We start from the raw sequence: 22,139 nt of genomic DNA, 5'->3' as shown, positions 1-22,139 counted from the left end.
CGCGCGCACCTCACCAGCTCAGCGGCTGGCCATCATGGTTCAGGAAGCTGCCGGTCTGCGCCGGCCCGAGTGCGGCCACGGTGGCACGCAAGGTGCGGGCACTGTGCTGCACGTCGATGTCGGCGCCGCTGCCGCCCATGTCGGTGCGCACCCAGCCCGGGTGCAATGACACGCAAAGGGCGCGGCCCTCGAGCGCGATCGCGGCGTCCTTCATCAGCGAGTTCAGCGCGGCCTTCGAGGCCCGGTAGAGCCAGCCGTTGGCGTTCGCGCGCAGGCCGATCGAACCCATGCGCGAGGACAGCAGCGCGATCCTCGCGCCCGGCGCCAGCGCCTCGGCCACCACCGGCAGCAGGCGCATCGCGGCCAGCACGTTGGTGTGCATCACCGCGTCGAACTCGGCCTGCGTCGGCGCCTGCAGGCCGCTGGAGCGCGGGCCGTAGACGCCGGCCACCAGCCACACGGTGTCGAAGGCCTCGCCATCGATCTGCCAGGCCAGGCCGGCGCAGCTGGCGGCGTCGGTCACGTCGAGCTTCAGTGCGCTGGCGCCCAGCGCCTCGAGCGCGCCAAGGCCGTCCGGCGTGCGGGCGGTGGCCGTGACCTTGTGGCCTTCGGCGCGGTACTGCCGCGCCAGTTCCAGGCCGATGCCACGCGAGGCACCGAGCACCAGCACGTTCACTGGAAGGCCACCTCGGCGAAGCTGCGCAGCTTGCGGCTGTGCAGCTGGTCGAGCCGCTGCTGGCGCAGGATCTCGATCGCGCGCATGCCGATGCGCAGGTGCTGATCCACCCGTTCGCGGTAGAACTGGTTGGCCATGCCGGGCAGCTTGATCTCGCCGTGCAGCGGCTTGTCGCTGACGCACAGCAGGGTGCCATAGGGCACGCGGAAGCGGAAGCCGTTGGCGGCGATGGTGGCGCTTTCCATGTCCAGCGCCACCGCGCGGCTCTGGCTGAAGCGGCGCTCGGGGCCCGGGTGCGGCAGCAGCTCCCAGTTGCGGTTGTCGGTGGAGGCCACGGTGCCGGTACGCAGGATGCGCTTGAGCTCGAAGCCCTTGAGCTGCGTCACGTCGGCCACCGCCTGTTCCAGCGCCAGCTGCACCTCGGCCAGCGGCGGGATCGGCACCCACAGCGGCAGTTCTTCGTCGAGCACGTGGTCTTCGCGCACGTAGCCATGGGCCAGCACGTAGTCGCCCAGCTGCTGGGTGTTGCGCAGGCCGGCGCAGTGGCCGAGCATCAGCCAGGCGTGCGGCCTGAGCACCGCGATGTGGTCGCTGATGTTCTTGGCATTCGCCGGGCCGACGCCGATGTTGACCATCGTGATGCCCGAGCCGTCCGGCCGCACCAGGTGGTAGGCCGGCATCTGCGGCAGGCGCGGCGGCGGGGCGCCGAGCTCGTCCTCGGGTTCAGGCGCGACGCCGACGCGGCGGGTGACCACGCTGCCGGGCTCGACGAAGGCCACGTAACCATCGCCATCGGGCGTGCCTTCGCCGCCGGCGGTGTCCAGCAGCGCGCCTTCGCCCAGCGGCTTGGCCATCAGCTCGTGGCCCATGCGTACGAACTCGTCGATGTAGAACTGGTAGTTCGTGAACAGCACGAAGTTCTGGAAGTGCTCGGGCGCGGTGCCGGTGTAGTGGCGCAGCCGGTGCAGCGAGTAGTCGACCCGCGGCGCGGTGAACAGCGCCAGCGGCTGCGGCTCGCCGGGGCGTGGCTCGTGCGTGCCGTTGGCGATGCCGTCGTCCATCGCCGCCAGGTCGGGCAGGTCGAACAGGTCGCGCATCAGCATGCGGCGCTCGGGCGGCATCGTGCCTTCGATGTGGTCGTGCTGCGCGAAGGAGAAGTGGATCGGGATCGGCTGGTTCGACAGGCCCACCTCGATCGGCCCGCCGTGGTTCTTCAGCAGCAGGCGCAGTTGCTCGCGGTAGTAGTTGGCGAACAGGTCGGGCCGCGTCAGCGAGGTCTCGTAGACGCCGGGGCCGGCGACGAAGCCGAAGGACAGGCGCGAGTCGGCGCGCTGGACGGTGTCGGTGCGCACGCGCACGAAGGGGTAGCAGGCCCGGATGCGGCCACCGGGCGTCTTGCCGGCGACGAAGTCCTGCAGCGACTGGCGCAGGTGGGCGATGCCGCTGCTGTAGATGGTGGCGACGTGTTGCAGCGCCGCGTCGGCGTCGGTGAAGCTGTGGGTGGTGATCAGCGTGGGGCTCGTCATGGCGGATTCTAGAACCCCTCCGGCGGGCCGGCAGGGCCGAATCCGCGGTGCCCGCTTGGGCCGTCAGTGCAACGCTGACAGGAATTGCTTCAGCTCGGGCGTCTGCGGGCTGCCGAACAGCTGCTCGGGCGGGCCGATCTCGTGGATGCGGCCGGCGTGCATGAACACCACGCGGTCGGCCACCTTGCGGGCGAAGTTCATCTCGTGCGTGACCATCAGCAAGGTCATGCCTTCGTCGGCCAGCGACTCGACGACGCGCAGCACCTCGCCGACCAGTTCGGGGTCCAGCGCCGAGGTGATCTCGTCGCACAGCAGCACTGCCGGCTCCATCGCCAGCGCGCGGGCGATGGCCACGCGCTGCTGCTGGCCGCCGGAGAGCTGGTCGGGTGCCGCGTCGAACTTCTCGCCCAGGCCCACGCGCTGCAGCAGTGCGCGCGCCTGGGTCTCGGCGGCCGGCTTGTCGCGCTGCTTCACCAGCGTCGGCGCGAGCATCACGTTGCGGCCTACGCTCAGGTGCGGGAACAGGTTGAAGCTCTGGAAGATCATGCCCACGTGCTGGCGCAGCGCGCGCATCGCTTTCGCGTCGCCGTGCTTCAGCGGCTGGCCGTCGACCGTCAGGCTGCCGTGCTGGAAGGACTCGAGGCCGTTGATGCAACGCAGCAGCGTGCTCTTGCCCGAGCCGCTCTTGCCGATGATCGCGATGACCTCGCCGCGTTCGACCGCGAGGTCCACGCCCTTGAGCACTTCGTTGTCGCCGTAGCGCTTGCGCAGCGCGTCGATCTGCACGATGGCATTCATGATGGGGTTCAGCGTCCTTGGGTGAGCATGCGCCGCTCGAGCCGGTGGGCCCAGGCCGACACCGGGAAGCACTGCAGGAAGTACAGCAGGGCCACGCAGGCGTAGACCGTGAATGGGCGGAAGGTGGCGTTGCTGATCATCGTGCCGGCCTTGGTCAGTTCGATGAAGCCCAGCACCGAGGCCAGCGCGGTGCCCTTGATCACCTGCACCGCGAAGCCGACGGTGGGCGGCACCGCGATGCGCAGTGCCTGCGGGCCGATCACGTGCTGCAGCTTCTCGCGCAGGTTCAGCGCCAGGCTGTCGGCGGCTTCCCACTGGCCCTTGGGCACTGCGTCGACGCAGCCGCGCCAGATCTCGGTGAGGTAGGCGCTGCTGTACAAGGTGAGCGCCACCCCGGCGGCCGCCCAGGCCGGCACGTCCAGCCCCAGCAGCGCCAGGCCGAAGTAGGCCAGGAACAGCTGCATCAGCAGCGGCGTGCCCTGGAACAGCTGCACATACAGGGCCACGCCGCGGGCGGCGCCCGGCACCTTGGCGATGCGCGCGATCAGCAGCGCGCCGCCGACCAGCCCGCCGCCGATGAAGGCCACCAGCGAGAGCAGCACCGTCCAGCGCGCGGCCAGCAGCAGGTTGCGCAGGATGTCCCAGAGGCTGAAGTCGACCATGGTGTGGGGCTCCCGCGCTTCAGCGCCTGACGCTCAAAAGACGCGTCCCGGTCCAGACCAGCAGCTGGCGCACGGCGATGGCCATCAGCAGGTACATGCCGGTGGCGATGAAGGTGGCTTCGAAGGCTCGGAAGTTGCGGCTGTGGATCAGGTTGGCGTAGTAGCTGAGCTCCTGCGTGGCGATCTGGCCGCACACCGCCGAGCCGAGCATCACGATGATGATCTGGCCGACCATCGCCGGCCACACGCGGGCCAGCGCGGGCGGCAGCACCACGCGCAGGAACACCTGGGCCTCGCTCAGCGCCAGCGAGCGCGCGGCCTCGATCTGCCCGCGCGGCGTGGCCTGGATGCCGGCGCGCGCGATCTCGGCCGCATAGGCGCCAAGGTTGATGACCATCGCGATCACCGCCGCCAGCTCGGGCGTGAGCTTCACCCCCAGGCTGGGCAGGCCGAAGAACACGAAGAACAGCTGCACGATGAACGGCGTGTTGCGGATCAGCTCGATGTAGGTGGTGGCCAGCAGCCGCAGCGGTGCCGCGCCGTAAAGCCGCGCCCACGCGCAGGCCACGCCCAGCGCCAGACCGGCGGTGGCCGAGACGGCGGTGAGCCCCAGCGTCATCGCCGCGCCGCGCAGCAGCAGCGGCGCATCGACGAGCACGGCACCGAAGTCGAAGGTGATCATCGCCAGTCGCCGCCGATCAATTGGGCAAGTCGCCTGCCGGACGGCCGAGCCACTTCACCGCCATCTTGTCGATCTCGCCCGAGGCCTTGGCGGCGGTGATGATCTCGTTGACCTTGGCGCGCAGCGCGTCCTCACCCTTGGCGATGCCGATGAAGTTGGGCGAATCCTTCAGCAGGAACTTGTACTCGGTGCCGATCTGCGGGTTCTTCGCCATGATGGTGCCGGCCACCTGCGCGCCGGTGGCGATCACCTGCACCTGGCCCGAGACGAAGGCCGCCACCGTGGCGTTGTTGTCCTCGAAGCGCTTGACGTCGACGTTCGGCGGCGCCACCTTGCCGAGCTCGATGTCCTCCATCGCGCCGCGGGTCACGCCCACGGTCTTGCCGACCAGGTCGGCCGGGCCCTTGACCGTCACGCTCTTGGGCGCGAACACGGCCTGGAAGAACGGCGAGTAGGCGATCGAGAAGTCGATGACCTTCTCGCGCTCGGCGTTCTTGCCCAGGGTCGAGATCACCAGGTCGGCCTTCTTGGTCTGCAGGTAGGGGATGCGGTTGGCGCTGATCACCGGCAGCAGCTCGAGCTTCACGCCGAGCCTGGCGGCGATCAGCGTGGCCATGTCGATGTCCAGCCCTTGCGGCTTCAGGTCGGTGCCGACGAAGCCGTAGGGCGGGTAGTCGGTCGGGATCGCGATCGTGATCTGCTTCTTCGCGAGGATGGTGTCCAGCGCGGTCTGGGCCTGGGCCGGTGCGCTGGCCAGCAGCGGCAGCAGGCTGGCGGCGGCCATCCAGGCCAGGGTGGTGCGGCGTTGTTGCATGGGGATCAGGTCTCCGTGAGCAGGTGGGTGAAAAGGGTGGTGGATCCGGTGCGGCGCGCACCGCGTGGGCGTGGCGCCGCACCGGCTTTCAGTGGCGAGAGCGCGGCGCGCAGCGGTGCGAGAGGGTCTTCCGCGGTGGCTTCGAGACGCAGGTGGCGTGCCACGCTGTCGATGTGCTCGCGCAGCCGCGCGGTGGCCAGGGCCAGGTCACCGGCTTCGAGCGCGGCGACGATGGCTGCATGCTCGTTGCACGAGCTGGTGGCCGCGTGCGTGCTCTGGTAGAGCGTGGCGATCAGCGTGGTGCGCGCGGTCAGGTCCTTCAGGATCTCGGCCAGCAGCCCGTTGCCCGCGCATTCGGCCAGGCAGACATGGAAGTCGCCGAGCAGCCAGCTGCGCTCGCCGGTCTCGCCGGCGCGGATAGCCGCGCGCTCGCTGGCCACATGGGCTTTCAGTCGCTTGATCTTGGCGGCAGGCAGCGGCCCGGGCAGGCCCTGCAGCATGCCGGTCTCGATGGCCAGGCGGGCGCCGAAGGCCTCGCGCGCTTCGTCCAGCGAAGGCTGCACGACGAACCAGCCACGCCGCGCATTGACCTCGACCATGCCGCGTGCCGACAGCCGCGCCAGCGCCTCGCGCACCAGCGTGCGGCTGACGCCGAACAGGTCGGCCAGCGCCTGTTCGCCCAGCCGCTGGCCGGGCGCCAGGCGGCCGGCCAGGATCGCGTCGACGATGCGGTCGGCGATCTGGTCGGGACGGCTGCTGTCGCTGCCGGCGGCGGTTCTGCCCTTTTCGGGGGCCATGCTGCGTGCTCCTGGTGCGGTGTCGTGCGGCCTGGTGGTGCAGGCTTGCGCGCGAGGACTGTCGTCACTGCTTGTATGCAAGCGCGATGCCAGGGGAAGTCCCAGGGCCATTGACCGGCGGACCCAGGGTGCCTGCCTGCTACGCTCCGGCCATGAGCTTCCTCGCCATCGACATCGGCAACACGCGGCTGAAGTGGGCGCTGTATGGTTCGCCGCAGCCGGGCGCCGCGGTGCTGTCGCATGGCGCGGTGTTCCTCGAGACGATCGACACGCTGGCGGATGGCGAATGGAAGGCCCTGCCGGAGCCGGCCAGCATGCTGGGCTGCAATGTCGCCGGCGATGCCATCCGCATGCGGGTCGAGGAGCAGCTGGAGCTCTGGCAGCAGCTGGAGCCGCGCTGGGTGGTCTCCAGCGCCCATGCCGCGGGCATCAGCAACGGCTACGACCATCCGGCACGGCTGGGCACCGACCGCTTCGTGGCGCAGATCGGCGCGCGCCACCATGTGCTGGCGCGCGGCCCGTCGCGGCCGGTGCTGGTGGTGATGATCGGCACCGCGGTGACGGTGGATGCGGTGGACGCCGAGGGCCGCTTCCTCGGCGGGCTGATCCTGCCCGGCCACGGCATCATGCTGAAGGCACTGGAGAGCGGCACCGCCGGCCTGCGCGTGCCGACCGGCAACGTGGTGAGGTTCCCGACCAACACCAGCGACGCGCTGACCAGCGGCGGCACCTACGCGATCACCGGCGCGATCGAGCGCATGCACCGCCACCTGTTGCAGCACACCGGGGAGACGCCGGTCACGCTGATTGGCGGCGGCGCCGGCTGGAAGGTGGCGCCCGACCTCGACAACATCGAGCACGAGCTGGTCGACTCGCTGATCTTCGACGGGCTGCTGGCCCTGCAGTCACACCGGCTCGCGCTCTGATCCCCCCAAAGGCGGCGGCGGCTGCGGCGGCGGCGCGTCGCGCTGGGCCGCCAGTTCCTCGCGCAGGGCACCGATCTCGTGGCGCAGCGTGGCGATCTGGCGATGCATGTCGCGCAGGATCTCGTGCTCGATCGTGCGTTCCTCGGTCTCGATCCAGTGCGCCGCGATCGCCGCGGTCACCAGCGTCAGCACGCCGAAGCCGAGCAGCACGACGAACACCGCGAAGATCTTCGACGCCGGCGTCGTGGGCACCACGTCGCCATAGCCCACCGTGGCGGCCGTGGTGAAGGCCAGCCACAGGCCATCGGCGAGCGTGGGCGTGCGGGGCTCCAGCAGCCAGAAGCCGACACCGCAGGCGCCCAGCACCAGCACCGCCAGCAGCAGCAGGTAGGTCAGGCCGCCGCGGCTGATCAGGTGCTGCAGCGCCCAGACCATGCGCACCAGCGAGACGAAGGCCAGCACCAGCCGCAGCACCAGGGCCGTGGTGGAGGTGCTGCTCGGCGGCAGCAGGATGCTCAGCACCAGGCCGGCCGCCAGCAGCAGGTCCAGCGGATTGCCGGCCAGGTGGGTCGCCAGCCGGCCGCTGCGCCAGCCGGTGTGCAGCAGGGCTGCGCCGACCATCAGCCCGGCCAGTGCGTAGGCCACGCCCGACAGCGGCGGTGGGGCCGCGTGCAGCAGCTCCGAATAGAACGCCGGGATGGTGGCGCACAGCGCCAGCAGCGTCGGCCAGCGCCAGTGCTGCTCGATCACGCGGGCGCGCACCCGGTCGGCCGGCGCCAGCCGCAGGCCCCAGGGCACGCTGTTGCGAAAACGGCGCGAGATGTCGGCCATGGTCATCGTGGGCGGCAGACTAGCCGGCCGCGGCCCGGCGCGGCCTTGCGCCGCGTCAAGCCAGCCCGATCAGAGGATGTAGCGCGACAGGTCCTCGTTGCGCGCCAGCTCGCCGAGCTTGGCATCCACCGCGGCGGCGTCGATGCGCACGGTCTGGCCCGAAAGCCTGGGCGCGTCGAAACTGATTTCGTCGAGCAGCCGCTCCATCACGGTGGCCAGGCGGCGCGCACCGATGTTCTCGGTGCGCTCGTTCACGTCGTAGGCGATCTGCGCCAGGCGGCGGATCGCGTCGGGCGCCAGCTCCAGCGTCACGCCCTCGGTGGCCAGCAGCGCCTGGTACTGCTTGATCAGGCTGGCGTGGGTGCTGGTCAGGATGGCCTCGAAGTCGTCGACCGACAGCGACCCGAGCTCGACGCGGATCGGGAAGCGGCCCTGCAGCTCGGGGATCAGGTCGCTCGGCTTGGCCAGGTGGAAGGCGCCCGAGGCGATGAACAGGATGTGGTCGGTCTTGACCATGCCGTGCTTGGTGCTGACGGTGGTGCCCTCGACCAGCGGCAGCAGGTCGCGCTGCACGCCCTGGCGCGAGACTTCGGCGCCGCCGTGTTCGCTGCGCGAGGCGACCTTGTCGATCTCGTCGATGAACACGATGCCGTTCTGCTCGGCATTGGCCAGCGCCTGGGTCTTGATGTCCTCGTCGTTCACCAGCTTGGCCGCTTCTTCCTCGACCAGCAGCTTCAGCGCCTCGGCGATCTTCAGCTTGCGGGTTTTCTTCCGCCCGCCGCCCAGCTGCGAGAACATGCCCTTCAGCTGCTCGGCCATCTCCTCCATGCCGGGCGGGGTCATGATTTCCATCGGGCCGCGGGGCTCGGCGAGTTCGAGCTCGATCTCCTTGTCGTCGAGCGAGCCCTCGCGCAGGCGCTTGCGCATCACCTGGCGCGCGGTGTTGTCGGCCTGTGGCGTGGCACTGCTGCCGAAACCCAGCTCATGGCGCGGCGGCGGCACCAGCACGTCGAGGATGCGGTCCTCGGCGGCATCTTCGGCGCGGGCGCGCTGGCGCCGCATCGCGGCCTCGCGCTCCTGCTTCACCGCCATGTCGACCAGGTCGCGCACGATGGTGTCGACGTCCTTGCCGACATAGCCGACCTCGGTGAACTTGGTGGCCTCGACCTTGATGAAGGGCGCATCGGCCAGCTTGGCCAGCCGGCGCGCGATCTCGGTCTTGCCGACCCCGGTGGGGCCGATCATCAGGATGTTCTTCGGCGTGATCTCGCTGCGCAGCTTCTCGTCGACCTGCTGGCGGCGCCAGCGGTTGCGCAGCGCGATGGCCACCGCGCGCTTGGCCGCGGACTGGCCGACGATGTGGCGGTCGAGTTCCGACACGATCTCCTGCGGCGTCATGCTCATGACAGCACCTCGATCGTGTGGTTCTGGTTCGTGTAGATGCACAGGTCGCCGGCGATGGTGAGCGCCTGCTTCACGACTTCCGCAGCCGGCATCTCGGTGTGCTGCACCAGCGCTCGTGCCGCTGCCTGGGCATAGGCGCCGCCAGAGCCGATCGCGATGATGCCGTGCTCGGGTTCCAGCACGTCGCCGTTGCCGGTGATGATCAGCGAGGCCTCGCGGTCGGCCACCGCGAGCATCGCTTCCAGCCGCCGCAGCACACGGTCGGTACGCCAGTCCTTCGTCAGCTCGATGGCCGCGCGCACCAGCTGGCCCTGGTGTTTCTCGAGCTTGGCCTCGAAGCGCTCGAACAAGGTAAAGGCATCGGCGGTGGCGCCGGCAAAGCCGGCCAGCACCTGCTCCTTGTAGAGCTTGCGCACCTTGCGCGCGCTGGCCTTGACGACGATGTTGCCCAGCGTGACCTGGCCGTCGCCGCCGAGGGCGACCTGCCAGCCGGTGGGCGTCTGGCGCCGCACGCTGACGATGGTGGTGCCGTGGAAGGGTTCCATGGGAATCCGAAGGACGAGGAAAAGGGAATGTGGCGCCGGCCGGGCGCGACTCAAGCCCTCGGCCGGTCCGGGACGGATTCAGTCGCGGAGCACTTGCACGCGCGCGTGCTCGTTGATGCCCATCGCGCCGAAGAACAGCGCGACCAGGCGGTGCGCGTCGGTGAACGTGACGGTGCGGTTCTGGCTGCGCTTGGCCAGCACCCAGTTCAGCAGGTCGCCGGCGGCGATGAAGTCGACGCGGATCAGCCGGGCGCACGACACGCTGACCAGCGGTGCCGCGCCCAACTGCGTGTCGATGCGCGCCAGCGTCGGGCCGATGTCGCCGATCAGCTGGCCCGACAGGTCGACACTGGCCACCTGCTGGCCGCTTTGCGGATCGTCCAGCAGGCTCGATTCCATGAACCCGGTGGACACCTCGCTGACGATCGACAGCGGCGGCGCGGCGGTGGACGGTCCGCCACTGCCCATGCGCACGATGCATTCGGTGCGCTCCCAGGACGGCGGCGACACCTCGTAGGTGACGCAGTAGTCGATGGCCGTCTCGTCGAACTGGTCGGGCCGGTTGGCCAGGCGCAGCGCCTCGATGCGGGCCATCCAGAAGGCCGGGTCGGCGTCGCGCACGCCGGTGGGCGCGGCTTCAGCCAGCGTGTTCAGCAACTGCTCGCCGGCCTGCCAGCGCATCTCGACCTTCTGCCTGGCCCATTGGCGGAACAGCTCGGTCAGCTGCGAGGCCGCCTCGGCCTCCACCCGCTGCAGCGCCGACCAGTCCAGCACCCAGGGCAGCGGCAGCTGCAAGGTGGTGGAGCGCAGCCGCGCCACGGCATCGATGTCCAGCACCTCGGCGCAGACCCAGCCCACGTCACCGGCCTGCGGGCGCACGGCGCGCGGCTTTTCGTCGGCCGCGGCGGCCTCGGCCACGCGCTTGGGCAGCGAGTACCACTGGGGCGACGAGCTGTTGAACAGGTTGGCGTAGTCCAGCGCCAGCCCTTCGAACTTCATCTGCTGCCCGGTGGCGCGGTACAGGTCGAACAGCACGAGCCAGGTCTCGGCCTGCTGGTAGCGCTCGGCGCCGGGGGCCACCAGCTGCGTGAGCGAGTCCTCACAGTGACCGAAATCCGCATTGGCGAAGGCGATCACCGCTTCATCGAGCTCGGGGTCGTGCACGACCTCGCTGACCTCGACGGCGAACTGCGAACCGAAGTCGCCGGCCCGTCCCGCGGCCGGCTTGGGCGCCGGGCTGGGCGCGGCGCCGGCGGCAGCCACGGCGGGCGCCGGCTTGGCGGGGGCCGCCGCCGGTGTGCGCGCGCCGGACGGTGCCGGAGGGTTCAGTGGCGCAAAGCCGCTGCCCATGACCGCAGGCGCCGGGGCGGCGGCTGGCGGCACGTCGAATTCCGGCAGCGGCGGCAGCGCTGGCAGGTGCTCGCCTTCGTCGTCGCCACCATCAGCAGCTTCCGCGGGCTCCTTGGACTGGAAGGCGATCGGCTGCGTCGGGGCGCTGTAGAAACCCGGCGAGCGGCGAGGCGGCGGTGCGCCGCCGCGCAGGCTCTCGCCGACCATCTGCTGCTCGATCTCGTCGATCTTGGCCTTGACCTGCTGGTCCTGGCGCGCGCCGCCTTCGGGCAGGCGCACCTCGGAGTCGTCGATGCGAGAGGATCCGCCGAGCGCGGCCAGCTGCTCGGGCGACAGGCCTTCGCGGCGCAGGCGGCGCAGCACGTCGAACTCGCGCTTGCGGACGAAATCGTTGCGCCGCTTGCGCTCGACCATGGCCTTGAGCTCGGAGCGCTCGATGTCCAGGTCGCGGCTGTCTTCCTGGCGCGAATTGATGTCGGACCAATCCGTGGCCGGATTGGCGACGAAACGCACCACCTTGCGCAGGAAGCTCTCGCCGTCCTTGGAATCCGCCATGAATCGGGTTGTCTCGCGTGTGTCGTCAGTCGCCGAACATCTTCTGCTTGAGCTCGCGGCGCTGCTGGGCTTCGAGCGACAGCGTCGCGGTGGGCCGAGCAAGAAGCCTGCCCAGGCCGATCGGTTCGCCGGTCTCGTCGCAATAGCCGTAGTCGCCGGCTTCGATGCGGGCCAGCGATTGCGAGATCTTCTTCAGCAGCTTGCGCTCGCGGTCACGCGTGCGCAGTTCGAGCGCGTGCTCTTCCTCGATCGTGGCGCGGTCGGCCGGGTCGGGCACGATGGAGGTGTCTTCGCGCAGGTGCTCGGTGGTCTCGCCGGCGTTGGACAGCAGGTCGTCCTTCAGCGCCTGAAGACGCGCGCGGAAGAATTCCAGCTGCTTTTCATTCATGTACTCGGACTCGGGCATGGCCAGCAGCTCGGGCTCGCTCAGGTCGCGGCCGGCCTTGGTCTTCCAGGCATTGGCCAGCTTGGGGTCCGCCTTGACGGCGGGCTTCACAGTTTCCATTGGTTCGGGGAATCCACGGGCGGGAGGCTTGGGAGGGGAAAAACGCTCGGCGAATCGATTGCTGGCGGTGGCGGTGGCAGCACCGGCCGAGGTGCCGGCCGCCACGGCCTCGGCCACCTCGGGCGCCGCGGCCTTGCCGGCAGCCGATTTGGAAGCCGGCGCGCTCTTGGCGGCCGGCGTCTTCGCAGCGGGGGCGGGCTTGCTGGTCTTGGCAGCTGCAGGAGCCGGCGCTTCCGCCGTGGCGGCCTTGCGGCTGGCGGCGGGTTTGTCGGCGGCAGGGCTCTTGACCGAGGTCTTGCTCACTTCGGGACTCCTCGCAGTGGCTTTATACCTGTTAACTGCCCACCCCTGGGGATTTGAAGCGTCGCAGGCTGCAGCTTTTTGGGCGCGCGGATTGTAGCCACGGCCCCTGCTGCCTGCGCTGACGTTCGAAACGGGATCAGACGAGGCAGGCTTCGAGGCCCTGCAACAGGATGTCGCGCGGCAGATCGATGCCGATGAACACCAGCTTGCTCTGCTTCTTTTCGCTCGGCAACCACTTGGGGCCCAGATCGCTGCCCATCAGCTGGTGCACGCCCTGGAAGATCACCTTGCGATCGCTGCCCTTCATGTGCAGCACGCCCTTGTAGCGCAGCATCTTGGGGCCGTAGACCTGGACGATCGAGCCGAGGAAATCCTCCAGCTTGGCCGGGTTGAACGGACGGTCGGCCTTGAAGGCGAAGGACTTCACGTCGTCGTCATGCGCATGGTGGTGCGGGTGGTCGCAGTGCTCACCATGCTCGTGGTCATGGTCGTGATCGTGGTGGTGATGGTGATCGTGGCCATGGCCGTCCTCGCTGAGGAATTCCGGGTCGATCTCGAGCTTGGCATTGAGGTTGAAGCCACGCAGGTCGAACACCTGGGACAGCGGCACCTCGCCGAAGTGCACCCGCTGCTGCGGTGCGCGCGGATTCATGTGCTTGATGCGGTGCGCCAGCGCGTCCACCGCCGGGCCTTCGACGAGGTCGGTCTTGCTGATGAAGATCTGGTCGGCAAAGCCGATCTGGCGGCGCGCTTCCTGGCGCGTGTCGAGCTGCTGGTCGGCATGCTTGGCGTCCACCAGCGTCAGCACCGAGTCGAGCAGGTAGCTCTCGGCGATCTCGTCGTCCATGAAGAAGGTCTGCGCCACCGGGCCGGGGTCGGCCAGGCCAGTGGTCTCGATCACCACGCGGTCGAAATCCAGCTCGCCCTTGCGGCGCTTCTCGGCCAGTTCCGACAGCGTCGAGCGCAGGTCCTCGCGGATCGTGCAGCAGACGCAGCCGTTGCTCATCTGGATGACCTGCTCGTTGGTGTCGGCCACCAGGATGTCGTTGTCGATGTTCTCCTCGCCGAACTCGTTCTCGATCACGGCGATCTTCTGGCCGTGGGCCTCGGTCAGCACGCGCTTGAGCAGGGTGGTCTTGCCCGAGCCGAGGAAGCCGGTCAGGATGGTGGCGGGGATGAGTCCGTTGGACATGGGGTGCTCCGCTGGGCGAAGGAGATCAAGGGCGAGCAAGCTCGAGGAAGGGGCGGGAGGATAGACCAGCCGGCAAAGAACCTGTGTCGGGCAAGGCTGCTTCAGCGCGCTGCCGGTCGACAAACCCTGCAGCTGGGGGCATCCCGCCCAGGATCAAGCTTCGGGTATTCTCGGCCCACTTCCACTGCCGACACCCATCGTGTCCGAACCGCCTCCCAGTCGGCCGCGCCATGCGGGCGCCGCACACGCGCCCGGCGACAAGCGCAGTTTCTTCGAGCGACTGATCGAGTTCCTCTCGCCCGGTCCCGACACCAAGGACCAGCTGATCGAGACGCTGGCCAGCGCCGAGCACCGCGAACTGATTGCGCCGGAGTCGCGCATCATGCTCGAGGGCGTGATCCGCATGGCCGACCTGACCGCCGGCGACGTGATGGTGGCCGCGCCGCGCATGGACTTCCTGGACATCGACGCGCCCTACGAGGACCTGCTGAACACGGTGATCGAGACCAGCCACTCGCGCTTCCCGGTCTACGCCGGCCAGCGCGACAACGTCATCGGCATCCTGATGGCCAAGGACCTGCTCAAGCTGCAGCGCGCGCCCGAGCTGAACCTGCGCACGCTGCTGCGGCCGGCGGTGTTCGTGCCCGAGTCGAAGAACCTGAACGAGCTGCTGCGCGACTTCCGCTCCAACCGCAACCACCTGGCGATCGTCGTCGACGAGTTCGGCAACATCGCCGGGCTGATCACGATCGAGGACGTGCTGGAGGAGATCGTCGGCGAGATCGAGGACGAATTCGACGACGACGATGCCGAGAGCGGCATCTACACGCTGGCCGACGGCACCCACCGCGTGGCCGGCGACACGCTGATCACCGCGGTCAACCAGGCCTTCGCCGTGACGCTGCCGGACGACGAGTTCGACACCATCGGCGGCCTGGTCGCGCATGAGCTGGGCCGGGTGCCCCGGCGCGGGGAATCGGTGGTGCTGGAGGATCTCTCGTTCCAGGTGATGCTGACGCGCGGCGGCGCGGTGCGCTGGTTCAAGGTGATGCGCGTCGCGCCCGACGCGGCCACGGCGGCTTGAGCGCGGACCTTGCCGCGCAGGGCGGCCTGCTGGCGCTGCGGCTGCGGCGCTGGCTGGACCGCCGGCCCGTCGTGGAGACGCTGGCGGCCGCGGCGCTGGGCGCGCTGCAGACGCTGAGCTTCGTCGCCACCGCCGCCTGGCCGCTGCCCCTGCTGTGCATCGCGGCGCTGGCCTGGCGGGTGCAGGCCGTGGCGCCGCGGCGCGCAGCGCTGCTGGGCGCGGCCTTCGGCACCAGCTGGGTCGCGGCGGCCGTGTGGTGGCTCTTCATCAGCATGTACCGCTACGGCGGGCTGCCGGCCCCGCTGGCCGCGGGCGCGGTGGCGCTGCTGGCGCTGGCGCTGTCGGGCTACCTGGCCCTGGCCCTGGCGGCGCTGGCACGCGCCCGGCGCGGCCGCTGGCTGGCCGATGCCGGCCTGTTCGCGCTGGCCTGGGCGGCGGCCGAGCTGGCGCGCGGGCTGCTGTTCACCGGCTTTCCCTGGGCCGCCAGCGGCTACGCCCAGATCGACGGACCGCTGGCCGGCTGGGCGCCCTGGCTCGGCGTGTACGGCATCGGCGCGCTTGCCGCGGGCTGGGCCGCGCTGCTGGGCCTGGCGTTCGCGCTGCCGGCGCCGGGCTGGCGCGTGAAGGCGGGCGGGCTGATCGCCAGTGCGCTGGTCCTGGCGCTGCCCGGCCTGGTGGGCCCTGGCGAGTTCACGCAGCCCACCGGCCGGCTGACGGTGACGCTGCTTCAGCCCAATGTGGCCCAGGACGAGAAGTTCGCCGCCGAGCACCTGCCCGACACCCTGCGCTGGGTGTCCGAGGGCCTGCGCGCGGCCGCTGGCGACCTGGTGATCGCGCCCGAGACCGCGGTGCCGCTGCTGCCCGAGCAGCTGGCGCAGGTCGACCCCGGCTACTGGCCCCAGCTGCAGCAGCATTTCGCGGCTGCCGGCGCGCCCGTCGCGCTGCTGGGTGTGCCGCTGGGCAGCTTCGAGGCCGGCTACACCAACTCGGTGGTCGCGCTCGACGCCGCCGGCACCACCGGCGCCGCGCGCTACCGCTACGACAAGGCGCACCTGGTGCCTTTCGGCGAGTTCATCCCCACCGGCTTCCACTGGTTCACCGAGATGATGAACATCCCGCTCGGCGACTTCGCGCGCGGGCCGGTGAACGCGCCCTCGTACCCGCTGCGCGGCGAGCGCATCGCGCCGAACATCTGCTACGAAGACCTGTTCGGCGAAGAGCTGGCGCGGCGCTTCACCGATGCCGGGCAGGCGCCGACGATCCTGGCCAATGTCAGCAACATCGGCTGGTTCGGCGACACCATCGCGGTGGACCAGCACCTGCAGATCTCGCGCATGCGCACGCTGGAGCTGCAGCGGCCGATGCTGCGCGCCACCAACACCGGCGCCACCGTCGTCATCGACCACCGCGCCCGGGTGCTGGCGCGCCAGGCGCCCTTCCAGCGCGGCGTGCTGGTGGGTGAGGTGCAGGGCCGCCGCGGCCGCACGCCGTATGCCGCCTGGGTCGGCACGACCGGCCTGTGGCCGCTGCTGCTGCTGGGCTGGGCCGCGCTGGCGGGCCTGGCATGGCGCGCAAGGCGCCGGCAAGGGACCTGACCGGCTGCCGGGTCGCCCGGTAAACTTGCGGGTTTACCTTTTGACGCGAAACCGGCGCCGATGCTCACCTTCCAGCAACTGATCCTCCGCCTGCAGTCGTACTGGGCCGAGCAGGGCTGTGCCCTGCTGCAGCCCTACGACATGGAAGTGGGCGCCGGCACCAGCCACACCGCGACCTTCCTGCGCGCGCTCGGCCCCGAGCCCTGGAAGGCGGCCTACGTGCAGCCCAGCCGTCGCCCGAAGGACGGCCGCTATGGCGACAACCCCAACCGCCTGCAGCACTACTACCAGTACCAGGTGGTGCTGAAGCCCGCGCCGGCCAACATCCTGGAGCTCTACCTCGGTTCGCTCGAAGCGGTGGGCTTCGACCTGAAGAAGAACGACGTCCGCTTCGTCGAGGACGATTGGGAGAACCCCACGCTCGGCTGCTGGGGCCTGGGCTGGGAGGTCTGGCTCAACGGCATGGAGGTGACGCAGTTCACCTACTTCCAGCAGGTCGGCGGCATCGATTGCAAGCCCATCACCGGCGAGATCACCTATGGCCTCGAGCGGCTGGCGATGTACCTGCAGGGCGTCGAAAGTGTCTATCAGCTGAAGTGGACGGAGGGTCTGAGCTACGGCGATGTCTACCACCAGAACGAGGTCGAGCAGAGCGCCTACAACTTCGAGCACAGCGACGTCGACTTCCTGCTGCAGGCCTTCGGCGCGCACGAGAAGCAAAGCCAGCACCTGATGGCCCAGCAGCTCGCGCTGCCGGCCTACGAGCAGCTGCTGAAGGCAGGCCATACCTTCAACCTGCTCGATGCGCGTGGCGCGATCAGCGTGACCGAACGGGCCGCCTACATCGGCCGCATCCGCAACCTGGCGCGGGCGGTGGCGCAGAGCTATGTCGACAGCCGCGCGCGGCTGGGCTTCCCGATGGCACCGAAGGCCTGGAGCGCCGAGGTGCTGGCCGACCTGGCCGAGAAGAACAACAAGAAGGCGGCCTGAAGCATGAGCACCGACACCCGCAACCTGCTGGTCGAACTCTTCGTCGAGGAGCTCCCGCCCAAGGCGCTGAAGAAGATCGGCGACGCGTTCGCCACCACCCTCGCGGCCCAGCTGAAGGCGCTGGGGCTGGCGGCCGAGCAGAGCATTGCCACCGGCTACGCGTCGCCGCGCCGGCTGGCCCTGCACCTCACGGCCGTGGCGGCCAAGGCCGCCGACAAGGCGGTGCAGCAGAAGCTGATGCCGGTGACCGTGGCGCTGGACGCCAGCGGCGCGCCGACTCCCGCGCTGCTGAAGAAGCTGGCCGCGCTGGGCGCCGATGCCTCGGTGCTGCCGCAGCTCAAGCGCGCGCCCGATGGCAAGGCCGAGGCACTGTTCCTCGACAGCACGGTGCCCGGCGCCACGCTGGCCGAAGGGCTGAAGAAGGCGCTGGATGAAGCGCTGGCCAAGCTGCCGATCCCGAAGGTGATGAGCTACCAGCTGGACGCATCGGCCGGGCCGCAGGTGCAGCCGGGCTGGACCACCGTGCATTTCGTGCGCCCGGCGCACGGCCTGGTCGCGCTGCACGGCGATGCGGTGGTGCCGGTGTCGGTGCTGGGCCTCGCGTCGGGCCGCAGCACCCAAGGCCATCGCTTCGAAGCCAGCGTGAACCCGGTGTCGCTGCGCGATGCCGACAGCTATGCCGCGCAGCTGCAGGCCGAAGGCGCGGTGATCCCCGGCTTCGAGGCGCGCCGCGCCGAGATCGTCCGCCAGCTGCAGGCCGTGGCCGCGCAGGCCGGCGCGGGCCTGAAGCCGATCGACGACGAGGCCCTGCTCGACGAGGTGACCGCGCTGGTCGAGCGGCCCAACGTGCTGCTGTGCCGCTTCGAGCCCGAGTTCCTGGCCGTGCCGCAGGAGTGCCTGATCCTGACGATGAAGGCCAACCAGAAGTACTTCCCGCTGCTCGATGGCGAAGGCCGTCTGACGAACCAGTTCCTGGTCGTCAGCAACATCCGCCCGGCCGATGCCTCGGCGGTGACGGGCGGCAACGAGCGCGTCGTGCGCCCGCGCCTGGCTGATGCGAAGTTCTTCTTCGACCAGGACCGCAAGAAGACGCTCGAAGCCCGCGTCGCCGGCCTCGACAAGGTGGTCTACCACAACAAGCTCGGCACCCAGGGCGAGCGCATGGCGCGGGTGCGGGCCATCGCGCGCGGCATCGGCGAGGCGCTGGGCGGCGCTGCGCTCGCGGCGAGCGCGGAGCGCGCCGCGCTGCTGGCCAAGGCCGACCTGCTGACCGACATGGTCGGCGAGTTCCCCGAGCTGCAGGGCACGATGGGCGGCTACTACGCGCGCCACGATGGCGAGCACGAGGACATCGCGCTGGCGATCGAAGACCACTACCGCCCGCGCTTCGCCGGCGATGCGCTGCCGCGCAACGCGGTAGGCCTGGCGCTGGCGCTGGCCGACAAGCTCGAGACGCTGGCCGGCCTGTTCGGCATCGGCCAGATTCCCACCGGCGACAAGGACCCGTTCGCGCTGCGCCGCCATGCGCTGGGCGTGATCCGCATGCTGATCGAAGGCGGCCTGCCGCTGGACGTGCACCAGCTGGTGCAGCGTGCGTTCGAGGCCTTCCCGGCCGGCCATGGCCAGGCGCAGGCCGAGGTCGGCTTCTTCCTGCGCGAGCGCCTGGCCGGCTACCTGCGCGAGCAGGGCTACAGCGTGCAGGAGGTCGAAGCGGTGATCGAGGCCCGCCCCGAGCGCTGGGCCGAGTTCCCGCAGCGGCTGGCCGCGGTTCGCGCGTTCGCCACGCTGCCCGAGGCCGCCTCGCTGGCCGCGGCCAACAAGCGGGTGGGCAACATCCTGAAGAAGTCCGAGGGCGCCGCGCCTGGTGCCGTGCAGCCCGCGCTGCTGAAGGAAGCCGCCGAGGCCGCGCTGCAGCAGGCGCTGCTGGCGGTGCAGCCGGCGGCCGACGCGGCCTTCGCCCGCGGCGACTACACCGCGTCGCTGCAGGCCCTGGCCGCGCTGAAGGCGCCGGTCGATGCCTTCTTCGACGACGTGATGGTCAATGCCGAAGACCCGGCGCTGCGCCAGAACCGGCTGGCGCTGCTAGGCTCGCTGCATGCCGCGATGAACCGCGTGGCCGATCTGTCGAAGCTGGCGGCCTGATCCCCGCCGGCGCCGCGACGCACGAGGAGGACGAGCGATGCAACCGGTGGTCAAGCTGGTGATCCTGGGCCGCGACGGCATCCTCAACGAGTACCGCGACGACCACGTCAAGGCACCGGCCGAATGGCAGCCGATCGACGGCGCGCTCGAGGCGGTGGCGCGGCTCAACCATGCCGGCTGGCACACGGTGGTGGCCACCAACCAGTCCGGCATCGGCCGCGGCATGATCGACATGGCCTCGGTCAACGCGGTGCATGCCTTCATGAACCAGCGCTTGATGGCCGTGGGCGGCCGCGTCGACGCGGTGTTCTTCTGCCCGCACACGCCCGAAGACCAGTGCGACTGCCGCAAGCCGCAGCCGGGGCTGATGCGCGAGATCGGCAAGCGCTACGGCATCGACCTGCGCCAGGTGCCGATGGTGGCCGACACGCTGCGCGACCTGCAGGCCGCGCACGCCGCCAGTTGCGAGCCGCACCTGGTGCTGACCGGCCGCGCGGCCTCGCTCAATCCCGAGCAACTGGCGCAGATCTGCGCGCAGGTGCCCGGCACCGTGGTGCATCCCGACCTGGCGGCGTTCGCCGAGTACCTGCTGCGGCGCGACCACCTGCCGATCTCCGCGCCGGGAGAGCTGCGTTGAAGGCGCTGTACGCGCTGCGCTCGCTGCTGTTCGTGCTGTGGCTCACCGTCACCGTCGTGCCCTGGGGCCTGGCGGTGGTGCTGAGCTCGATCTTCGTGCGCGGCACGCCGCTGTACTGGATGTGCGCGGGCTGGCTGCGCGTGGCGATCTGGGGCGCGCGGGTGATCTGCGGCGTGCGCCACCGCATCCAGGGCATGGAGAACGTGCCGACGGCCGCTGATGCCAAGGCCGCGGTGCTGCTGGCGCCCAAGCACCAGTCGACCTGGGAGACCTTCGCGTTCCCCACGCTGATGCCGCATCCGCTGGCCTACGTGTTCAAGCGCGAGCTGCTGTACATCCCGTTCTTCGGCTGGGCCATGAGCCGGCTGGACATGATCCACATCGACCGCAGCAAGCGCGCCGAGGCCTGGAACAAGGTGGCCGAGCAGGGCCGGCGGCTGATGAGCGAAGGCAGCTGGGTCATCATGTTCCCCGAAGGCACGCGCACGCCGCGTGGCGGCCAGGGGCAGTACAAGAGCGGGGCCAGCCGGCTCGCGGTGACCACCGGCACGCCGATCGTGCCGATCGCGGTGAGCTCGGCGAAATGCTGGCCGCGCAAGAGCTTCCTGCTGCGACCCGGCGTGATCGACATCTCGATCGGCCGGCCGATTCCGTCGGTCGGCCGCGAGGCGGACGAGCTGATGCGCGAGGTCGAGCGCTGGATCGAGGCCGAGATGCGCCGCCTCGATCCCGAGGCCTACCCGCCATCGCCAGCGGCCACGCCGCAGCGCTCTGCCTAAAATCTCAGGTCATGGCGTCCCAGGTCCAGCCACCGCAGCCGCAGCAGCTCTCGCTGTTCGACGCCGCGGCGCCCGCGGCCGAGCCCGCAGCGCGCGCCGCTGAGCCGCCGCTGACGGCCCTGCCGGCCGCGCCGCCGCCACCGCCCGTGCCACCGCGCTTCCAGCACCCGCGCGCGCAGCGCCAGATCCTGCTGGGCGAGCACCGCGTGGCCTATGAATTCCGCCGCGCGCGGCGCCGCTCGATCGGCTTCGTCGTCAGCGCCGAGGGCCTCTCGGTCAGCGCGCCGCGCTGGGTCGGCGTCGGCGAGGTCGAGCAGGCGCTGCAGGCCAAGGCCGACTGGATCCTGCGCAAGCTGCACGAGCAGCGCGAGCGCGCCGACCGCATCCAGGCCAACCGCGTGCAGTGGCACGACGGCACCAGCCTGCCTTTCCTCGGCGACACGGTGATCGTGGTGCTGGACCCGCGCACCACCGGCGCGGTGCTGCATGCCGACGCGCAAACGCTGCCCGGCGTGCCGCGGCTCACGCTGCACGTGGGCCTGCCGCAGGCGGCCACGCAGGCGCAGATCCGCGAGGCGGTGCAAAGCTGGCTGCAGCGCCAGGCCCGGCGCGTGTTCGAGGAGCGCTGCAATGTCTTCGCGCCGCGCCTGGGCGTGCGCCTGAAGCGGCTCACGCTGAGCTCGGCCTCCACGCGCTGGGGCTCGGCCAGCGCCGACGGTTCGGTGCGGCTGAACTGGCGGCTGATCCACTTCGGCCTGCCGGTGATCGACTACGTCGTCGCGCACGAACTGGCCCACCTGCGCGAGATGAACCACAGCGCGGCGTTCTGGGACGTCGTGCGCTCGGTGCTGCCCGACTACGAGCACAGCCGCGGCCTGCTGCGCAGCGAGGTGCTGCCGGTGCTCGAATGAACAAGAAGGCCGAAGGCAGCTTCACCATCTCGGAGCTCGCCGAAGAGTTCGACATCACGCCGCGCGCGATCCGCTTCTACGAGGACGTGGGCCTGCTCGCCCCCGCGCGCCAGGGCCGCAACCGCGTCTACAGCCAGCGCGACCGCACGCGGCTGAAGCTCACGCTGCGCGGCAAGCGCCTGGGCTTCTCGCTGACCGAGATCCTGCAGCTGGTGACGATGTACGAATCGCCGGCCGACACCACGCCGCAGCTCGAAGCCTTCCAGCAGGCGCTGGCGCAGCACCGGCGCCAGCTCGAGCAGCAGCTCGAAGACCTGCAGATCACGCTGGCCGAGATCCGCCAGCACGAGGACCGCTGCAACCGGCTGCTGCGCGAGCGTGCCGGCGCCAAGCCGGCAGCACCGCGGCGCAAGGCGGCGGCGGCCTGAAGCCACC

General features: G+C 70.2%; 22 protein-coding genes. 9 read left to right on the top strand and 13 right to left on the bottom strand.

Going from position 1 to position 22,139, the window contains the following annotated elements; all coding sequences use genetic code 11:
• Window positions 1–10: 10 nt before the first annotated feature.
• From ACILR4_RS17075 to ACILR4_RS17045, 7 genes are all read right to left on the bottom strand, one after another.
• Window positions 11–676, bottom strand: coding sequence for an SDR family oxidoreductase (locus ACILR4_RS17075; RefSeq protein WP_395702059.1), 666 nt, complete (start codon window positions 674–676; stop codon window positions 11–13).
• On the bottom strand, window positions 673–2,202 hold the full coding sequence (locus ACILR4_RS17070) for an AMP nucleosidase (RefSeq protein WP_395702058.1): 1,530 nt from the start codon (window positions 2,200–2,202) through the stop codon (window positions 673–675). Before ACILR4_RS17070 ends, ACILR4_RS17075 begins: the two co-directional genes overlap by 4 nt.
• Window positions 2,203–2,265: 63 nt before the next feature.
• Window positions 2,266–3,000, bottom strand: a complete 735-nt coding sequence (locus tag ACILR4_RS17065) for an amino acid ABC transporter ATP-binding protein (protein WP_395702057.1) — start codon at window positions 2,998–3,000, stop codon at window positions 2,266–2,268.
• An 8-nt stretch (window positions 3,001–3,008) separates the two neighbouring features.
• Window positions 3,009–3,662: an amino acid ABC transporter permease gene (locus ACILR4_RS17060; protein WP_395702056.1), complete on the bottom strand. Its 654-nt coding sequence runs from the start codon at window positions 3,660–3,662 to the stop codon at window positions 3,009–3,011.
• Between the two features lie 19 nt (window positions 3,663–3,681).
• Window positions 3,682–4,344, bottom strand: coding sequence for an amino acid ABC transporter permease (locus ACILR4_RS17055; RefSeq protein WP_395702055.1), 663 nt, complete (start codon window positions 4,342–4,344; stop codon window positions 3,682–3,684).
• Window positions 4,345–4,360: 16 nt separating this feature from the next.
• On the bottom strand, window positions 4,361–5,158 hold the full coding sequence (locus ACILR4_RS17050) for a transporter substrate-binding domain-containing protein (RefSeq protein ID WP_395702054.1): 798 nt from the start codon (window positions 5,156–5,158) through the stop codon (window positions 4,361–4,363).
• Between the two features lie 5 nt (window positions 5,159–5,163).
• Complete coding sequence (locus ACILR4_RS17045; protein ID WP_395702053.1) at window positions 5,164–5,955, bottom strand: GntR family transcriptional regulator; 792 nt, start codon at window positions 5,953–5,955, stop codon at window positions 5,164–5,166.
• Window positions 5,956–6,107: 152 nt separating this feature from the next.
• Between ACILR4_RS17045 and ACILR4_RS17040 the strand changes: the two genes are divergently transcribed.
• Complete coding sequence (locus ACILR4_RS17040; RefSeq protein ID WP_395702052.1) at window positions 6,108–6,881, top strand: type III pantothenate kinase; 774 nt, start codon at window positions 6,108–6,110, stop codon at window positions 6,879–6,881.
• Here the strand turns inward: ACILR4_RS17040 and ACILR4_RS17035 are convergent.
• From ACILR4_RS17035 to ACILR4_RS17010, 6 genes are all read right to left on the bottom strand, one after another.
• Window positions 6,861–7,718: a potassium channel family protein gene (locus tag ACILR4_RS17035; RefSeq protein WP_395702051.1), complete on the bottom strand. Its 858-nt coding sequence runs from the start codon at window positions 7,716–7,718 to the stop codon at window positions 6,861–6,863. The two genes, ACILR4_RS17040 and ACILR4_RS17035, sit on opposite strands and share 21 nt — an antisense overlap.
• Before the next feature lie 63 nt (window positions 7,719–7,781).
• Window positions 7,782–9,116, bottom strand: a complete 1,335-nt coding sequence (gene hslU, locus ACILR4_RS17030; RefSeq protein ID WP_395702050.1) for an ATP-dependent protease ATPase subunit HslU — start codon at window positions 9,114–9,116, stop codon at window positions 7,782–7,784.
• Entirely contained in the window at window positions 9,113–9,661 is a 549-nt protein-coding gene (gene hslV, locus ACILR4_RS17025) for an ATP-dependent protease subunit HslV (RefSeq protein ID WP_395702049.1), read from the bottom strand. Before hslV ends, hslU begins: the two co-directional genes overlap by 4 nt.
• Before the next feature lie 78 nt (window positions 9,662–9,739).
• Window positions 9,740–11,566, bottom strand: a complete 1,827-nt coding sequence (locus ACILR4_RS17020) for a hypothetical protein (RefSeq protein WP_395702048.1) — start codon at window positions 11,564–11,566, stop codon at window positions 9,740–9,742.
• 25 nt (window positions 11,567–11,591) lie between these two features.
• Window positions 11,592–12,374 carry an RNA polymerase-binding protein DksA gene (gene dksA, locus ACILR4_RS17015; protein WP_395702047.1) on the bottom strand — a complete coding sequence of 261 codons (783 nt, stop codon included), beginning with the start codon at window positions 12,372–12,374 and terminating at the stop codon, window positions 11,592–11,594.
• 136 nt (window positions 12,375–12,510) lie between these two features.
• Window positions 12,511–13,566, bottom strand: coding sequence for a CobW family GTP-binding protein (locus ACILR4_RS17010; protein WP_395702046.1), 1,056 nt, complete (start codon window positions 13,564–13,566; stop codon window positions 12,511–12,513).
• A gap of 199 nt (window positions 13,567–13,765) precedes the next feature.
• On the opposite strand from ACILR4_RS17010, the gene ACILR4_RS17005 reads away from it, so the two are divergent.
• The 8 genes from ACILR4_RS17005 to ACILR4_RS16970 are packed head-to-tail and all read left to right on the top strand — an operon-like array spanning window position 13,766 to window position 22,132.
• On the top strand, window positions 13,766–14,650 hold the full coding sequence (locus tag ACILR4_RS17005; protein WP_395702045.1) for an HlyC/CorC family transporter: 885 nt from the start codon (window positions 13,766–13,768) through the stop codon (window positions 14,648–14,650).
• The gene (gene lnt, locus ACILR4_RS17000; protein WP_395702044.1) at window positions 14,647–16,245 is read left to right on the top strand and encodes an apolipoprotein N-acyltransferase; all 1,599 of its coding nucleotides are present in this window, start codon (window positions 14,647–14,649) and stop codon (window positions 16,243–16,245) included. The genes ACILR4_RS17005 and lnt overlap by 4 nt, the downstream gene beginning before the upstream one ends.
• Window positions 16,246–16,305: 60 nt before the next feature.
• Entirely contained in the window at window positions 16,306–17,235 is a 930-nt protein-coding gene (gene glyQ, locus ACILR4_RS16995; RefSeq protein WP_395702043.1) for a glycine--tRNA ligase subunit alpha, read from the top strand.
• Between the two features lie 3 nt (window positions 17,236–17,238).
• On the top strand, window positions 17,239–19,377 hold the full coding sequence (gene glyS / locus ACILR4_RS16990) for a glycine--tRNA ligase subunit beta (protein WP_395702042.1): 2,139 nt from the start codon (window positions 17,239–17,241) through the stop codon (window positions 19,375–19,377).
• Between the two features lie 37 nt (window positions 19,378–19,414).
• Window positions 19,415–20,014: a D-glycero-beta-D-manno-heptose 1,7-bisphosphate 7-phosphatase gene (gmhB, locus tag ACILR4_RS16985; protein ID WP_395702041.1), complete on the top strand. Its 600-nt coding sequence runs from the start codon at window positions 19,415–19,417 to the stop codon at window positions 20,012–20,014.
• Window positions 20,015–20,019: 5 nt separating this feature from the next.
• Window positions 20,020–20,793 carry a lysophospholipid acyltransferase family protein gene (locus ACILR4_RS16980; RefSeq protein WP_395702084.1) on the top strand — a complete coding sequence of 258 codons (774 nt, stop codon included), beginning with the start codon at window positions 20,020–20,022 and terminating at the stop codon, window positions 20,791–20,793.
• Between the two features lie 11 nt (window positions 20,794–20,804).
• Window positions 20,805–21,704: a M48 family metallopeptidase gene (locus ACILR4_RS16975; protein WP_395702040.1), complete on the top strand. Its 900-nt coding sequence runs from the start codon at window positions 20,805–20,807 to the stop codon at window positions 21,702–21,704.
• Window positions 21,701–22,132 carry a MerR family DNA-binding transcriptional regulator gene (locus ACILR4_RS16970; protein ID WP_395702039.1) on the top strand — a complete coding sequence of 144 codons (432 nt, stop codon included), beginning with the start codon at window positions 21,701–21,703 and terminating at the stop codon, window positions 22,130–22,132. The genes ACILR4_RS16975 and ACILR4_RS16970 overlap by 4 nt, the downstream gene beginning before the upstream one ends.
• The last annotated feature ends 7 nt before the right edge of the window (window positions 22,133–22,139 follow it).

This window comes from Aquabacterium sp., from assembly GCF_044226965.1.
Lineage (GTDB): Bacteria > Pseudomonadota > Gammaproteobacteria > Burkholderiales > Burkholderiaceae_C > Pseudaquabacterium.
The sequence above is the reverse complement of the archived record's forward strand: the minus strand, read 5'-3'. Positions and strand labels throughout refer to the sequence as shown.

Excerpts from the sequence above, each read along its gene's own strand:
- ACILR4_RS17045 (WP_395702053.1), bottom strand. The coding sequence starts at position 5,955 with ATGGCCCCCGAAAAGGGCAGAACCGCCGCCGGCAGCGACAGCAGCCGT.
- ACILR4_RS17010 (WP_395702046.1), bottom strand. The coding sequence starts at position 13,566 with ATGTCCAACGGACTCATCCCCGCCACCATCCTGACCGGCTTCCTCGGC.
- ACILR4_RS17040 (WP_395702052.1), top strand. The coding sequence starts at position 6,108 with ATGAGCTTCCTCGCCATCGACATCGGCAACACGCGGCTGAAGTGGGCG.
- hslU (WP_395702050.1), bottom strand. The coding sequence starts at position 9,116 with ATGAGCATGACGCCGCAGGAGATCGTGTCGGAACTCGACCGCCACATC.
- ACILR4_RS16970 (WP_395702039.1), top strand. The coding sequence starts at position 21,701 with ATGAACAAGAAGGCCGAAGGCAGCTTCACCATCTCGGAGCTCGCCGAA.
- ACILR4_RS17055 (WP_395702055.1), bottom strand. The coding sequence starts at position 4,344 with ATGATCACCTTCGACTTCGGTGCCGTGCTCGTCGATGCGCCGCTGCTG.
- ACILR4_RS17050 (WP_395702054.1), bottom strand. The coding sequence starts at position 5,158 with ATGCAACAACGCCGCACCACCCTGGCCTGGATGGCCGCCGCCAGCCTG.
- hslV (WP_395702049.1), bottom strand. The coding sequence starts at position 9,661 with ATGGAACCCTTCCACGGCACCACCATCGTCAGCGTGCGGCGCCAGACG.
- ACILR4_RS17060 (WP_395702056.1), bottom strand. The coding sequence starts at position 3,662 with ATGGTCGACTTCAGCCTCTGGGACATCCTGCGCAACCTGCTGCTGGCC.
- ACILR4_RS17065 (WP_395702057.1), bottom strand. The coding sequence starts at position 3,000 with ATGAATGCCATCGTGCAGATCGACGCGCTGCGCAAGCGCTACGGCGAC.
- gmhB (WP_395702041.1), top strand. The coding sequence starts at position 19,415 with ATGCAACCGGTGGTCAAGCTGGTGATCCTGGGCCGCGACGGCATCCTC.
- glyQ (WP_395702043.1), top strand. The coding sequence starts at position 16,306 with ATGCTCACCTTCCAGCAACTGATCCTCCGCCTGCAGTCGTACTGGGCC.
- glyS (WP_395702042.1), top strand. The coding sequence starts at position 17,239 with ATGAGCACCGACACCCGCAACCTGCTGGTCGAACTCTTCGTCGAGGAG.
- ACILR4_RS17070 (WP_395702058.1), bottom strand. The coding sequence starts at position 2,202 with ATGACGAGCCCCACGCTGATCACCACCCACAGCTTCACCGACGCCGAC.
- ACILR4_RS16975 (WP_395702040.1), top strand. The coding sequence starts at position 20,805 with ATGGCGTCCCAGGTCCAGCCACCGCAGCCGCAGCAGCTCTCGCTGTTC.
- ACILR4_RS17035 (WP_395702051.1), bottom strand. The coding sequence starts at position 7,718 with ATGACCATGGCCGACATCTCGCGCCGTTTTCGCAACAGCGTGCCCTGG.
- ACILR4_RS17020 (WP_395702048.1), bottom strand. The coding sequence starts at position 11,566 with ATGGCGGATTCCAAGGACGGCGAGAGCTTCCTGCGCAAGGTGGTGCGT.